The organism is Microbacterium gawkjiense (assembly GCF_031932225.1).
Lineage (GTDB): Bacteria > Actinomycetota > Actinomycetes > Actinomycetales > Microbacteriaceae > Microbacterium > Microbacterium gawkjiense.
Map to the genome: position 1 here is coordinate 741,499 of NZ_JAUZVV010000001.1, position 12,870 is coordinate 754,368.

Here is a 12,870-nt window from a genome sequence, read left to right on the forward strand (position 1 = left end):
GATAACAACGAATGTCGTTATGGGGGGCGGGCGGGCCGGAAGCCGCCCGGCGACCGCAGCGCGAGACAGAAGGGTCGGTGTGACGTGACCGTCAACTTCATCGTCATGGTGACCGTCATCCTCATCGGGGTGCTCATCCTGGGGGCTGCCCTCGCGGCCGTGGAGAAGCGACGGACGTCAAGCGATCCCACGTCGCTGATCCGCGTGACGCAGGTGCTCGCGATCGTGTGGGCAGGGGTGTCCGCCGTGGGCGCTGTCGTCACCCTTCTCGTCGTGCTCCTGTCGCCCACGGTGTCGATCACGATGCCGATCACCCAGTTCTGGCCCGAACTGCCGAGCTACGTCCGGGCCGACCCGGCCGAGGCGACACGCATCGGCGGCGGTTTCGAGTCGGTGACGCTCGACGTCAACGGCCTAAGCGTCGGAGCACGAATCACGTGGGCGATCGGCCAGACCGCCGCCTGGCTCATGCCCGCCTCGATCGCTGTCCTCGTCGCCGTCGCCTGCGGGCACCTGCTCTCCGGACGCGGTTTCGCGCCCGTGATCTCCCGTATGGCTTCGGTGTCGGCCGTCGCCGTCACCGCCGGCGGCGTCCTCTCGCAGGTCTTCGGGGATGTCGCGGGGAGCATGGCGTCGTGGGAGGTGTTCGCACCGACGGGGCGGCATTGGCAGGAGATCCCCGGCATCGAGGACCCCTTCGCGGCGTGGGTGCCGGAGCCTACCGTGCTCGTCACCTTCCCCTTCTGGCCGATCGCGGCCGGCCTCGGCCTCGCTGCTCTGGCCGCGTTCTTCCGCTACGGCTCCCGCCTCCAGCGCGACGTGACGGGACTCGTGTGATGAGCACGACGACACGCACGTCCGGCGCCCTCGACCTCGTCCTTTACGGCGTCGCCGCCTCTACTGCGGCACTGGCCGTCGCGGTCTATCGGATCACCGAGATCGTGAGCCCGGCGGGCCCCGCTGTGACGGTCGGGGCCGACGCGGCATCCGCTGCCCTCCGACTCCCGGCCGGCGCCGCGGTCGATGCGGTCGTCGTCCGCGCACCTGACCTCGGGGTGCGCGGACGGGCGTGGATGATCGCTGCGGTGCTGATCGCCGCCCTCGCGGCAGTGATCGTGGCCGCGGCGCTCATGCGCGTCGCCTTCGCCGTGCGCCGGGGTCGTGTCTTCACGGGCGGCGCGACGCGGGCGCTCGCAGTCATCGCCGGCACCTTGACGGTCGCGGTCTTCGCCTGGCCGATCGTCGACGGGATGGGTCGACAGCACGCCGTGCAATCGCTCGGCATCCGATTCGAGACGCTGTCGATGCTCGATCTGCTGCCCCTGCTGCCGATCCTGCTCGCCGCCGTCGCCGCGGCGGTGCTGGCCGGTGCCTTCGCGCAGGGCGAGCGTCTGCAACGCGACACCGAGGGACTCGTGTGACACCCACCGAGGAGGACGAGCTCACCGGCATCCACTGTCGACTCGACGAGCTGCTCGCGGAGCGGAACATGACGCTGACGCGCCTGTCGGAGATCGTCGGCGTCTCGGTCGTGAACCTGTCGATCCTCAAGAACGACCGCGCCCGCGCGATCAGGTACTCGACCCTGTCGGCGATCTGCCGCGCCCTCGACTGCGAGGTCGGCGAACTGCTCGTGCGCGCGGACTGAAGCCGCGTCAGCGGATCGGCACCGTCTCGGCCGCGTCGAGCACACCGAAGCTCAGCGTCGCATCGCGGTCGACCACCGCGTCGGGATCGAGCTGCACGAGCGTGAGCTGTGGCGCCATGTCCATCGTGCAGACCTGATCAGCGGGCGGGATCTCGAAGCGGACGACGACAGATGCCGGTGACGCGACCCGCGTGTCCTCGACGACGGGCAGGCACGATGACGACCCCCACGTCCGGAGCGCGATCACGCGGTCGCCGATCCACGACGCGGACGGCGCGAACTCCTCGATGGGCCCGCCGCTGTAGGCGGGCAGGTCGATGTCGGTGCGGACGTCCTCGAGTTCGACGCGGACCTGCTGGTCGGTACTCGCATCGACACCCTCGGGCACGGGCACCTCGAGGGCGCGCGCCACCAGGTCGTCCGTGCACGCATCCGCGGCGGGCTCGCGCAGTGCGACGACGATCACCCCGTCCTCCTCCGTCACCTGCGAGACCTCGGGTCGGCAGGACGAACTGCCGTACGTCACGACCCCGATGGTCGCTCCCCCATCGAGCCACCCGCCGTCCACGCGGGGCGCGGGCGCCACCGCATCCGCCCCTCCCCCGGGGGCCGCATCACCCGCGGCGGGCGTCGCACACGCGGCGAGCGCGGCGAGGACGACGAACGATCCGGCGAGCGCGACGATCAGTCGGGTGCGCATGTGGGTCTCCTCCTCGGTTGTGGACACCCGAGAAGTGTCCACAGCCGACGGAACGTCTCACTGCAGCGCGGAGGTCAACCGCGCCAGGTTGTCGAGGATCACGGAGCGGATGGGGCGCTTCTCCCACTCCTCGATCGTCAGTTCGCGCGACATCCCGCGGTAGAGGTCCTCGACGTTGCGGAGCTGGTCGACGAACTCGGCGCCGCGGACGAGCATCGTCACCTCGAGGTTGAGACCGAAGGAGCGCATGTCCATGTTGCTCGACCCGACGACGGCGACCTCGTCGTCGATCGACATCGACTTGGAGTGCAGGATGTAGGGCTTCTTGTACATCCAGATCTTCACGCCGGTGGCGAGCAGCTGCTCGTAGTAGCTGCGCTGCGCGTGATAGACCATGGCCTGGTCGCCCTCTTCCGAGACGAACAGTTCGACCTCGACGCCGCGGTGACACGCGGTCTGGATCGCCAGCAGCAGTCCCTCGTCGGGCACGAAATACGGGCTGACCATGACGATCTTGCGCGTCGCGCCGAAGATCAGACTCAGGAACAGCTTCAGGTTGTTCTCGTACTCGAAGCCGGGCCCGCTCGGGACGATCTGGCAGTCGAGGTCGCCGGTCCCGGCATCCGTCGAGAAGTCGGACTCGACCGCGAACACCTCACCGGTCTCGCCGTACCAGTCCGAGACGAACACCGCCGAGAGGGATGCCACGACCGGGCCGTCGACGCGGACCATCATGTCCACCCACTGCAGGCCGCGACGCAGGTTCGTCTTCAGGTTGTAACTGCGATCGGTGACGTTCTGCGACCCGATGAAGCCGACGACACCGTCGATCACGACGAGCTTGCGGTGGTTGCGCAGGTCGGGGCGCTGGTACTTGCCCTTCAACGGCTGCACCGGCAGCATGAGCCGCCACTGCGCACCCATCCGCTCGAGGCGCGAGATCGTCGCCTTGTAGTTCGGCTTCCAGCGGTTCGCCCAGTGATCGAGCAGCACGCGAACCGTGACCCCGCGAGCGGTCGCCCGCTCGAGAGCCGAGAAGAACTCGTCGGTCGCCCCGTCGGACTGCAGGATGTAGAACTCGACGTGCACGTATCGGCTCGCACGGTCGATCTCCGCCGCCATCGTGTCGAGACTGCCCTGATAGTCCGAGATGATCTGCGCGCCGTTGTCGCCCGCCATCGGCAGGGCGCCGAGCTTGCGGTTGAGGCCCACGAGCTGCTCGAACCAGACCGGCGCGTCGGGACGCAGCGTGCCGAAGTCGAGGTCCTCGCTCGCTTCGCGGAAAGCCCGGTTGATCGCCTCCTGCTGCTTGCGTCGTTTGCGCGGCAGGCGCGGGTTGCCGATGAGCAGGAACAGCAGGATGCCGATGACCGGGATGAAGTAGATCGCCAGCAGCCACGCCATCGCCGCTGTGGGGCGCCGGTTCCGCGGAATGATGAAGACCGCGAGGATACGCACGGAGATGTCGAACGCGAGGACGAGGACGATCCACCACGTCCACGTCCAGTCGACGCTGATGCTGATCACGCGGCCCCCCGGAACTGTGGGCTCAGCCTATCGTTCGGCCCGTCAACCGGCGTTTTCGTCGGGTCGCGGCAGGCCGCGACGGCGGCGCTCCTCGGCCTCGACCTTGGCGTAGACCTTGCGCTCGGTGCGATCCATCCGAAGGATGCTGCGCAGCACGAAGACGAGCAGGCCTGCGACGACGATGGTGGGGATCAGACCCCAGACCACCGCACCCCAGTACTCGTCCACCCCTCCATCGTAATGTCGCGGGCCGAGGCCGGGCGCACGGCCTTCTCCCCAGGCAGCCGGATCCGCGGTCCGTCCCGAATCCGCGCGGGCAGCAGCCACCGGCATCCGCTCGGGTCGGACGCTGGGCCCATGTCCACGATCGTCGCCGCGGCCGATGCCGCACACCTGCTCCGCCTCGTTCCGCGCCTGCTCGACTACACGCCCACGCAGAGCCTCGTCGTGATCCCCCTGCACTCCGGGCGCAGTCTCGGCGTGATGCGCGTCGACCTTCCCCCGGACGACGCGGACCTCGATGCGGTCGCCTCGACCGTCGTCGGGCTCGCCTGCCGCGTCGCCGGCGTGGAGGGCTTCGTCGCCGTCGTCTACACGGACGAGTCCGCCGACCCCGCGCTGCCCGGCGCGGATCTCATCGGAGCGCTGCGGCGGACCGCCCGCGCTTGCGGCCTCGACGTCGTCGATGCGCTCACCGTCGCCGCCGACGGCTGGGGGTCGCACCTCGAACCGACGCCGCCGCGCGGCGGTCATCCGCTCGCGCTGATCGAGCACCGGGCGCCCGCGTCGGACCAGTCGTCGGGTGCCGACCTGCCGCTCGTCGACGCGGCCGAAGTCGCCGGTACGGCGGCCGCGCTGGCATCGCTCGAGTCGGCGCTCACGGTGCTGTGCGGCATCCCGTCGACCCTCGGCGCCGAGGCGCGGGTCGATCCGGCCGCTCTGCAGGCCGCCTGCGCGCTCGACGATCTGCCCGCGCTCTACGAGGAGATGCTCGAGTGGGATGCCGCGGCCCTCGACCCGATGCGCGTCGCCGTCGTGGGGTGGTGCCTGTCGCGGCCGTCGCTGCGCGACGTCGCCATCGTGCAGTGGTCGGGCGATCAGGACCGCGGCGACGACGCTCTCGACGCGCAACGGCGGTGGGAGGACGGCGAGGAGTACCCCGTCGACCTCGCGGAGGTCCTGTGGGGCGAGGGTCCGCGTCCCGATCCTGAGCGCCTGTTGCGAGCGCTCGAGCTCGTGCGTCAGGTCGCCGCGCGCCTTCCGGCCGACGAGCGAGCGGGCGCCTGCGCGACGGCCGGGTGGCTCGCGTGGGCACTCGGCCGCTCGACGCACGCGGGCAGGTACGCGGCTGCCGCTCTCGAGGTCGATCCTCGACTGGGGCTCGCCGAGATCCTCATGAGCTTCGTGCAGTCCTCGCACCTGCCCGACTGGGCGTTCCGCCGCTGAGCGGTCGTCAGCGTTCCACGATCGCGAACCCTCCGGCCGGGAGCGTGACGGTGCCGCCGCCCGGGCGCACCCGCACCTCGCGGCCCCGCGCGTCGTAGACCGACACGTCGCCCGCGCCGACCGAGACCCGCTGCGGCGTGCGCGCGGCGGAGTGCACGAGCAGCATGCCCTCGCCGTCGCCGCCGAGTTCGAGGCGCGAGACGATCGGGCGCACGAGCAGCCCGTCGAGTTGCAGGTCGCCCCGCGACACGTCGACACGCAGCCGGTCCTCGCCCTTCGGGAGCGCGCGGGTGAGCGTGTGCGGGTGCATCGCGCCCGCCGTCGGCGAGATGCCCTGCGCCGGTCCGGTGAGCTGCAGCGAGCCGAGCGGCAGCCGCCCGGCGCGCCACGTCGAGGCAGTGCGCTCGCGCGCCTCCGACCACACGACCGGTTCGACCCACCGGTTGCCGCCGGTCCCGGCGAGGTCGAAGACCGCCGAGTCACCTCGCGACAGCGTCAGCCGATCGCCCGACCAGCTGGACTCGCCGGTCCACGAGTCCGGGGTGTCGATCTCGCCCGTGGTCGAGATCGCATCCTCGGCCTCAACGAACGACAGACCCTCGCGGTCGGTCACCTCGGTCAGGGCGACGGCGCGCTCGCGCACGTCGGGATGGGCGTCGAGCGCGATCGCCGTCAGCAGACCGTGGATCGTCGACTCCGCGCCGCTGTTGCGGTTGACCGTCCCGTCGGGCTGCAGCCCGTCGTGGGTGACCCCCGTCGCGGGGTCGTACATGCGCTGCCCGGCGTGATTGGCGCCGAAGAACCACGCCGCCTGCATCGCGGCGAGCTGCGCGAAACCGTCCGATCCTGTCGCCTCGGCGACGGCGAGCAGCGACTGCACACGCGAGTCCGCGCCGTACGCGATCTGCACCCGGTCGACGGGGCTCGGGTTCCAGCCGTTGTCGGGACCGCCCGCCGTCAGCAGCGTGGGCGTGAAGGTCGCCGCGTCGGCGACGGCGGGACGCACGAGCGACCGATCGCGCAGGACGACGGATGCCTCGGCCAGCGCCGCGGGCATCTGCGAGCCCCACGCGTGCCAGATCGCCGGCGACTCCACCCACGGCAGCACGGCACTGTACGGCCACTCTCGCACCCCGCCGTCGGCCATCGCGGCGATGCCCTTGGCGAGCTGGCGCAGCGCCGTCGCGGACTTGCCGTCGGGGCCGGCCTCGACGCGGGCGGCGAGTCCGAGCGCCGCCTCCGCCGAGGCATCCGCCCCGTTCGCGATGAGCCAGGCGGGCACCCGCTTGCCGTCCGACATCGCCCACCGGCCGTATTTCGAGAGCACCTGACGGTTCAGGGCGTCGAGCGAGAGGTCGAGCCGCTCGTCGAGGAAGTCGGCGAACTCGGGATCCTCGTCCTCGAACGCCGCATACCCCTCGCCGAGCGCCCACAGGGTGCGCGCGAGCCAGTAGCTGGGGCCGCTGTCCGACGGATCGGGAAGTTCGACGGGTTCCGCCGACGGGTTCAGGGTGCCGTCGGGCTGCATCCAGAGGACGACGTTGCCGGCATCCGGTCCCTCCGTCGTCTGGAAGTAGGCGACCGACCGGAGCAGCTCGTAGGCCTTCTCGCGGCTGTCGTCGTCGCCGGTGAGCTCCCAGTGACGCGTGTAGACGACGGCGGCGCGGGTCACGTCGTCGGCGTTGTAGGCGCCTTGGCCCCAGTAGCCGGTCTCGGGGTCGAGCGGACCGCCGCCGACCCGCTCGAACGTGCCGCCGTCCCGGGCGTCGGCATAGGTCCACGGCAGGACGAGGGTCGGCTCCTCGTCCTGGCGGTAGGTGCTGTGCCCCTCGACGTCCGCGGGCGGGGTGGCCTCGTCGAGCAGGAAGTCGAGGTGGTCGAGGTTCGTCACGGCGGTGGATGCCGGGGCCGCGACGGCGGAGGTGGCACCGAGCGGGACGATCAGCGCGGCGGCGGCCAGAGCAGCGAGCCCGAGGGTGCGCGCACGTCGTTGTGCGGAGGTGTTCACGGAGGGTGTTCCTTTCGGGTGCGGTGCCGAGTGCAGGTCAGGAGCCGTGCGGGCCGCCGTCATGACGGCCGATGAGCAGCTGAACCTGCACTCGGCACGCGGTCAGTCGGTGCGTTCGAGCAGGGCGACGCCGATCTTCGAATCGGCCATGCCGTAGAACACGAACAGGCGACCGTCGACCTCTTCGATCGCGGTCGGGAAGACGACGTTCGGCACGATCCCGCTGCGCTCGTCGTCGGTCTCCGGGGCCAACAGGGGCTTCGGAGTGCGGGCGACGACCCTCGACGGGTCGTTCGCGTCGAGGATGATGGCGCCTGCGGCGTAGTTGACCTTCTGCTGCTGCGAGAAGGCGCTGTCGATCGTCCCGGTGACCCCGTGGTGCAGGACGAGCCATCCTTCGGGGATGCGGCGGGGCGGCGGTCCCCCGCCGATCTTCAGCGCCTCGAACGGGAACTCCGGCCCCGCGACGAAGCGGTGCTGCTCCCAGAGGGTGAGCGCTGAGAGGTCCTCGCGGACGGCGTCGAGGGGGATGTAGCTGATCCAGATCGACTGCCGCTCGTCCTCGACCCCGGCCGGGACGCGCACGCCCTGACCGGGCTTCGTCTCGCCGAGGTCCCACATCGGCCGGTGCAGCACGGCGAGAGCCTCGCGTCCGTCCGGCGCCGTGACCGGCTCGGGGAAGAACACCGTGTCCTTGTTGTGGAACAGGTTGAGGTCCATGTCGAGGTCGTCCTGGTAGCGGAAAAGCGCCGGCCCCAGCCGCCGCCACTCCCGCAGGTCGCTCGACACCGCGACGGCGGTGCGCGGACCGAGCGGCCCGTAGGCGACGTAGGTCATGACGTGCAGTCCGAGCGTCTCGACCCAGGTGACACGGGGGTCCTCGACGCCGGCGTTGCCGACCCCGCGCTCCCAGCCGCGGTCGGGTTCGAGCACGACGCCCTGCCGCTCGACCGCGACGGGCACGCCGTCCTCGATCACGACACGGGCGAGGCCCACCCGCGACACGTTGCCGTCGGCGACCAGCCGGGGCAGGAGGTAGAGCTCGCCGTCGGGGCCTCTGCCCGAGGCGGGGTTGAGCACCCCCTCGGCCTCGTTCGGATCGCCGTCCGCGGGGGTCATGATGACCCCCATTCGGGTGAGGCGGTAGGGGACGTGGGTCTCGGCGGGCATGGTCATCCTTTCACTCCGGATCCGAGGTCGTTGGAGGTGAAGTAGCGCTGGAACACGAGGAACAGCGCCACTGCGGGGGCGGCCAGCACGACGGCGCCGGCCATCATCGCCCCGAACGGGTTGGCCGTGGATGCCGCGATGTTCGAGATGAAGTTCGCCAGCGAGACCGCGAGCGGCTGCATCGCGGCATCCTTCGTGATGAGGAACGGCCACAGGAACTCGTTCCACGGTCCGATGAAAGTCAGCAGCACGACCGTCAGCAGCGCCGGTCGGACGAGCGGCAGCGCCACGTTCCACAGCAGACGGAACTCGCCCGCGCCGTCGATGCGCGCCGCGTCGAAGAGTTCCTTCGGCAGCTGCAGGAAGTACTGCCGGAAGATGATCACCGCCGTCGAGTTGATGAAGAACGGCAGGATCATGCCGAGGTAGCTGTCGGCGAGATCGTAGTCGCGCGCGATCATGACGTACAGCGGGATCATCAGCAGCTGGAACGGCACGACCTGCACGAGCAGCGCCAGGGCGAACGTCGCCCCGCGTCCGCGCCACTGCAGCACCGCGAGCGCGTAGCCGGCGAGGACACCGAACACGATCGTGCCGAGGATGACGCCGCCGGTGAAGATGCCCGAGTTCGCGAGCCCCTGCAGCAGGTCGATGCGCCCGTTGATGGCGGCGTAGTTGTCGAGGGTGAGGTTCGCCGGATTCGGGAACGCGCCCGCCGGCGTCGGGTCGACGTTCGTCTGCAGCGATCCGACGATCATGTAGAAGAACGGGAACAGGAACGCGAGTGCGCCGATCGACAGCGCGACGTACATCGCGATCTTCGAGCCGAGCGCCCGCTTCATCGCTCCTCACCGCCCACGAGCTTGCGCTGCAGCGCCGCGATGGCGAGCACGAACACGATGAGGACGACGCCGATCGCGGCGGCGACATCGGGGTTCTGCTGCTCGATGCCACGCTGGTACATGAGCAGCACGGGTGACGTCGAGGCGCCGTTCGGCCCACCGCCACCGGTCAGCAGATAGGGCTCGGTGAAGAGGTTCGCACCGGTGATGGTGGCGAGAAGCACGACGAGGAGCGTCGCCGGCCGCACGCTCGGCACTGTCACCGCGAAGAACTGCCGCAGACGTCCTCCGCCGTCCATGGACACCGACTCGTAGAGCTCGCGCGGCACGTTCTGCAGCGCCGCGAGGTAGAGCAGGATGTAGAACCCGAGGCCCTTCCACGTGACGAAGAACGCGATCGTCGGCATCGCGAGCGCCGAGTTCACGAGCCACGACGGGTCGGGCGCGAGCGGCCCGAGCACGTTGTTGACGAGTCCGCCGCGGGCGAAGAGGAAGAGCCAGACCGCGACGACGGCGACGGATGCCGTGACGTACGGCACGTAGTAGCTCACCCGGAAGAAGGTCCGCGCCTTCGTCACCCGGTCGAGCGCCGTCGCCAGCAGGATCGACAGGATCACCGTCAGCGGCACGTTGATGATCAGGAAGATCCCGACGTTGCCAAACGAGCGCCAGACCTCGGGGTCGGTGAGGGCCGTGACGTAGTTGTCGAACCCCACGAACGGACGGTCGACCTCCGCGCCGGGAGCCGCGAAGAAGTAGTCCTGGAACGACATCCACACCGCGAAGACCACCGGGTACGCGAAGACGACCAGGACGAAGGCGATGTACGGCGCCGAGAAGAGCAGACCGTGCGGTTGTGCGCCGAAGATCCGGTGCAGGATGCCGCGGCGACCCGCGGCATCCTGCCCGTCCTTCTGCGGCGGAGCACCGCGAGTCGCGCCGGGATCGGACCCGGCGCGACCCGGGACGACGGCGGTCATCTCAGCCCGCCGCCAGCTCGTCGACCTCGGCGGCCGTGTCGGAGAGGAACTGGTCGACCGGGGTCTCACCGAAGATGACCGACTTCGAGTACCCGTCGCGGAACGCCTGCCAGATCTCGACGGAGCCGACGACGTTCGGGACCTCGACCGTGCGGGCCGCCTGGTCGCCGAACTGCTGGTACGCGGGGTTGTCGGCGAAGTAGTCCGGGTAGGTGCCGGTCAGGTCCTGACGCAGCGGCATCTGTCCGGTGGCCTCGAGCCAGGCGCCGTCCTGCTCCTCGCTCGTGGCGAACTTCAGGACGTCCCATGCGGTGCCCTTGTTGTCGCACGCCGTGAACATGCCGACGTTCTTCGCGTCGCTGAAGGTCCAGGTGTCCTCGGGAGCGGTGCCGTCCTGGGTGGGGACGGGGACCGAGCCCCAGTTGATCGCGTCGCCGTAGACGCTGATGGCCCACGGGCCGACGATCGCCATCGCGGCGTACCCGTCGGCGAACGCGTCGCCCTGGTACTGCTCGTTGCCGGCCAGCTGCTCCTCGTAGAGCGTGCGCCAGAAATCGGCGACGGCCTTGCCGTTCTCGTCGTCGAACGTGGCCTTGCCGTCTTCGAGCAGCTGGGTGCCGCCGGTCTGCGCGGCGTACAGCGGGTAGAAGTCGAACCACGACTGGAAGAACTCGCTCGTGGGAGCCGGGTTGATCGCGTACTCCGAGACACCCTTCTCCTTGAGGGTGCGGGCCGTGTCGAGGAACTCGTCGTAGCTCGACAGCTTCGGGTTCTCGGGGTCGAGGCCCGCCTTCTCGAAGAGGTCCTTGTTGTAGAAGATCATGACCGGGTTCGACTTCCACGGCATCTGGTAGAAGTCGCCGTCGTCGGAGCGGTACTGCTCGGCGAGGTCGCCGCTTCGCGCGGTGATGTACTCGTCGCCGTCCTCGAACTCGGAGAGGTTGACGAGTCCGCCCTGCCGCTGGAACCCGGGGACCGCCGCGGGCGAGGTGTTGAACACAAGGCACGGGGCGTTGCCCGCCGTGATGGCGGCGCCGATGACCTCTTCGCTCGAGGCGCCGGCAGGGATCTCCTGGGCCTTGATCTGCTCGTCGGGGTGGTCGGCGTTCCAGGCCTCGACCATCGCCTTGCCCCAGCCGATCTCGGCCTCGTTGTTCGAGTACCAGATGGTGATGTCGCCTCGGGATTCGAGGTCGTCACCACCGCCCCCGCCGCCTCCGCCGCTGCAGGCGCTGAGGGCGAGCACACCGGATGCGGCTGCTGCTGCCGTGATGAGGATGCGTCGTCGCATGTCTCTCTCCTTCGTGTCGTGTCTGTCTGTCGTGCTCTCTTGCTGTCGTGCGACGCCGATCAGGCGCCGGCGGGGGGTGCCGTCGAACCCCTGACGGCGAGGGTGGGATCGGGCAGGTCGATGTGCGCGGGCGGGTCGCCGGCGATCGCGGCGAGGAGGGTGCGGGCGGCGGTCACGCCCCAGCCGCGGGCGTCGGTCGCCACGCTCGTGAGGGCCGGGTGCACCCAGCGGCCGATCTCGGTGTCGTCGAAACCGGTGATCGACAGGTCGCCCGGAACCCGCAGTCCCCGCTGGTGGGCGACACCCATCCCGGCGACGGCCATGCTGTCGTTCGAGTAGACGATCGCCGTGGGCGGGGTGGGCTCGTCGAGGAGGGATGCCGTCGCCCGCGCACCGTCGGCGGCGCTGAAATCGGTCTCCACGATGGTGACGTCGAGCGCGGCGGCATCCGCGGCATCCAGGAACGACTGCGTGCGCCGCTGCGCGTGGAGCATGCCCGAGGGACCGGCGACGTGCGCGACCCGGCGGTGACCGAGCGCGGCGAGGTGCAGGGCGGCGAGGCGGACGCCGGCGCCGTCGTCCGTCGAGACGGAGGCGAACGGCGACGCGACGTCGGGGCGACCGAGCGTGACCGCGGGGATCCGGAGCTCGCCGAGCAGCGCGATGCGCGGGTCGGCGACGCGAATGTCGGTGAGGATCACGCCGTCGACCCGCCGGTCGGCGGCGAGGGCGCGGTACGTGTCCGCCTCCTGCCGGCCGGGGGTGGCGACGGCGAGGACGAGCGCCTGGCCGGTGACGGAGAACTCGTCCTCGAGTCCCGCGATGAACGAGGGGAAGAAGGGATCGGCCGCGATCACGTCGGGACTGCGCCCGATGACCAGTCCGCACGCGAATGCGCGCCCGACGCTGAGCGACCGCGCGCTGAGGCTCGGGGTCCAGCCCAGCTCGGCGGCGACGTCCATGATGCGCTGCCGCGTGTCGGCGGAAACACCCGGCCGACCGTTGAGGGCGAAGGAGACGAGGCCCTTGCTCACGCCCGCGACGCGCGCGACATCCGCGATCGTGGGACGGGTCTCCGGCGGCATCGGTCACTCCTTCGTGGCGAACGTGATCTACTAAACCGGTTCAGACGCCGAAAGAGCAAGACCTTGACATGCCCGGGATGCAGGCGTACACGCGCCAGCGGCGCGCCTCCCGGCATCCACATCATGTGTTCCGGACGAGATCACATGACGTGAACCGTGCAGGACGTATGCGG

At 70.1% G+C, this 12,870-nt stretch carries 13 protein-coding genes; 4 read left to right on the forward strand and 9 right to left on the reverse strand.

Annotation, left to right across the window (positions count from 1 at the left end):
• The first annotated feature begins 84 nt into the window (after positions 1 to 84).
• Genes Q9S71_RS03600 through Q9S71_RS03610 form a run of 3 tightly spaced genes read left to right on the forward strand, consistent with a single transcriptional unit; the run spans position 85 to position 1,648 of the window.
• Positions 85 to 837 carry a hypothetical protein gene (locus tag Q9S71_RS03600; RefSeq protein WP_311860553.1) on the forward strand — a complete coding sequence of 251 codons (753 nt, stop codon included), beginning with the start codon at positions 85 to 87 and terminating at the stop codon, positions 835 to 837.
• Positions 837 to 1,421, forward strand: coding sequence for a hypothetical protein (locus Q9S71_RS03605; RefSeq protein ID WP_311860554.1), 585 nt, complete (start codon positions 837 to 839; stop codon positions 1,419 to 1,421). Before Q9S71_RS03600 ends, Q9S71_RS03605 begins: the two co-directional genes overlap by 1 nt.
• The gene (locus tag Q9S71_RS03610; protein ID WP_311860556.1) at positions 1,418 to 1,648 is read left to right on the forward strand and encodes a helix-turn-helix domain-containing protein; all 231 of its coding nucleotides are present in this window, start codon (positions 1,418 to 1,420) and stop codon (positions 1,646 to 1,648) included. Before Q9S71_RS03605 ends, Q9S71_RS03610 begins: the two co-directional genes overlap by 4 nt.
• Positions 1,649 to 1,655: 7 nt before the next feature.
• Here the strand turns inward: Q9S71_RS03610 and Q9S71_RS03615 are convergent, their stop codons facing one another.
• Genes Q9S71_RS03615 through Q9S71_RS03625 form a run of 3 tightly spaced genes read right to left on the reverse strand, consistent with a single transcriptional unit; the run spans position 1,656 to position 4,103 of the window.
• Positions 1,656 to 2,375: a hypothetical protein gene (locus tag Q9S71_RS03615; protein ID WP_311860557.1), complete on the reverse strand. Its 720-nt coding sequence runs from the start codon at positions 2,373 to 2,375 to the stop codon at positions 1,656 to 1,658.
• 30 nt (positions 2,376 to 2,405) lie between these two features.
• Positions 2,406 to 3,875 carry a cardiolipin synthase gene (cls, locus tag Q9S71_RS03620; protein ID WP_311860559.1) on the reverse strand — a complete coding sequence of 490 codons (1,470 nt, stop codon included), beginning with the start codon at positions 3,873 to 3,875 and terminating at the stop codon, positions 2,406 to 2,408.
• A gap of 42 nt (positions 3,876 to 3,917) precedes the next feature.
• Entirely contained in the window at positions 3,918 to 4,103 is a 186-nt protein-coding gene (locus Q9S71_RS03625) for a hypothetical protein (RefSeq protein WP_064003630.1), read from the reverse strand.
• Between the two features lie 129 nt (positions 4,104 to 4,232).
• Here Q9S71_RS03625 and Q9S71_RS03630 point away from each other — a divergent pair, with 129 nt between their 5' ends.
• Positions 4,233 to 5,321: a DUF4192 family protein gene (locus Q9S71_RS03630; RefSeq protein WP_311860560.1), complete on the forward strand. Its 1,089-nt coding sequence runs from the start codon at positions 4,233 to 4,235 to the stop codon at positions 5,319 to 5,321.
• A 7-nt stretch (positions 5,322 to 5,328) separates the two neighbouring features.
• On the opposite strand, the gene Q9S71_RS03635 is transcribed toward Q9S71_RS03630, so the two are convergent.
• From Q9S71_RS03635 to Q9S71_RS03660, 6 genes are all read right to left on the reverse strand, one after another.
• The gene (locus tag Q9S71_RS03635; protein WP_311860562.1) at positions 5,329 to 7,329 is read right to left on the reverse strand and encodes a hypothetical protein; all 2,001 of its coding nucleotides are present in this window, start codon (positions 7,327 to 7,329) and stop codon (positions 5,329 to 5,331) included.
• Between the two features lie 102 nt (positions 7,330 to 7,431).
• Positions 7,432 to 8,499, reverse strand: coding sequence for a glycoside hydrolase family 130 protein (locus Q9S71_RS03640; protein ID WP_311860563.1), 1,068 nt, complete (start codon positions 8,497 to 8,499; stop codon positions 7,432 to 7,434).
• A 2-nt stretch (positions 8,500 to 8,501) separates the two neighbouring features.
• A complete protein-coding gene (locus Q9S71_RS03645) occupies positions 8,502 to 9,341 on the reverse strand; it encodes a carbohydrate ABC transporter permease (protein WP_311860565.1) in 840 nt (279 codons plus the stop codon).
• On the reverse strand, positions 9,338 to 10,321 hold the full coding sequence (locus tag Q9S71_RS03650; RefSeq protein ID WP_311860566.1) for a carbohydrate ABC transporter permease: 984 nt from the start codon (positions 10,319 to 10,321) through the stop codon (positions 9,338 to 9,340). The genes Q9S71_RS03645 and Q9S71_RS03650 overlap by 4 nt, the downstream gene beginning before the upstream one ends.
• 1 nt (position 10,322) lies before the next feature.
• Positions 10,323 to 11,612, reverse strand: coding sequence for an extracellular solute-binding protein (locus Q9S71_RS03655; protein WP_311860567.1), 1,290 nt, complete (start codon positions 11,610 to 11,612; stop codon positions 10,323 to 10,325).
• Positions 11,613 to 11,671: 59 nt separating this feature from the next.
• Positions 11,672 to 12,697 carry a LacI family DNA-binding transcriptional regulator gene (locus tag Q9S71_RS03660; protein WP_311860568.1) on the reverse strand — a complete coding sequence of 342 codons (1,026 nt, stop codon included), beginning with the start codon at positions 12,695 to 12,697 and terminating at the stop codon, positions 11,672 to 11,674.
• Between the last annotated feature and the right edge of the window lie 173 nt (positions 12,698 to 12,870).

Coding starts and splice junctions, on each gene's coding strand:
- Q9S71_RS03605 (WP_311860554.1), top strand. CDS start 837: ATGAGCACGACGACACGCACGTCCGGCGCCCTCGACCTCGTCCTTTAC.
- Q9S71_RS03630 (WP_311860560.1), top strand. CDS start 4,233: ATGTCCACGATCGTCGCCGCGGCCGATGCCGCACACCTGCTCCGCCTC.
- Q9S71_RS03640 (WP_311860563.1), bottom strand. CDS start 8,499: ATGCCCGCCGAGACCCACGTCCCCTACCGCCTCACCCGAATGGGGGTC.
- Q9S71_RS03645 (WP_311860565.1), bottom strand. CDS start 9,341: ATGAAGCGGGCGCTCGGCTCGAAGATCGCGATGTACGTCGCGCTGTCG.
- Q9S71_RS03650 (WP_311860566.1), bottom strand. CDS start 10,321: ATGACCGCCGTCGTCCCGGGTCGCGCCGGGTCCGATCCCGGCGCGACT.
- Q9S71_RS03655 (WP_311860567.1), bottom strand. CDS start 11,612: ATGCGACGACGCATCCTCATCACGGCAGCAGCAGCCGCATCCGGTGTG.
- Q9S71_RS03660 (WP_311860568.1), bottom strand. CDS start 12,697: ATGCCGCCGGAGACCCGTCCCACGATCGCGGATGTCGCGCGCGTCGCG.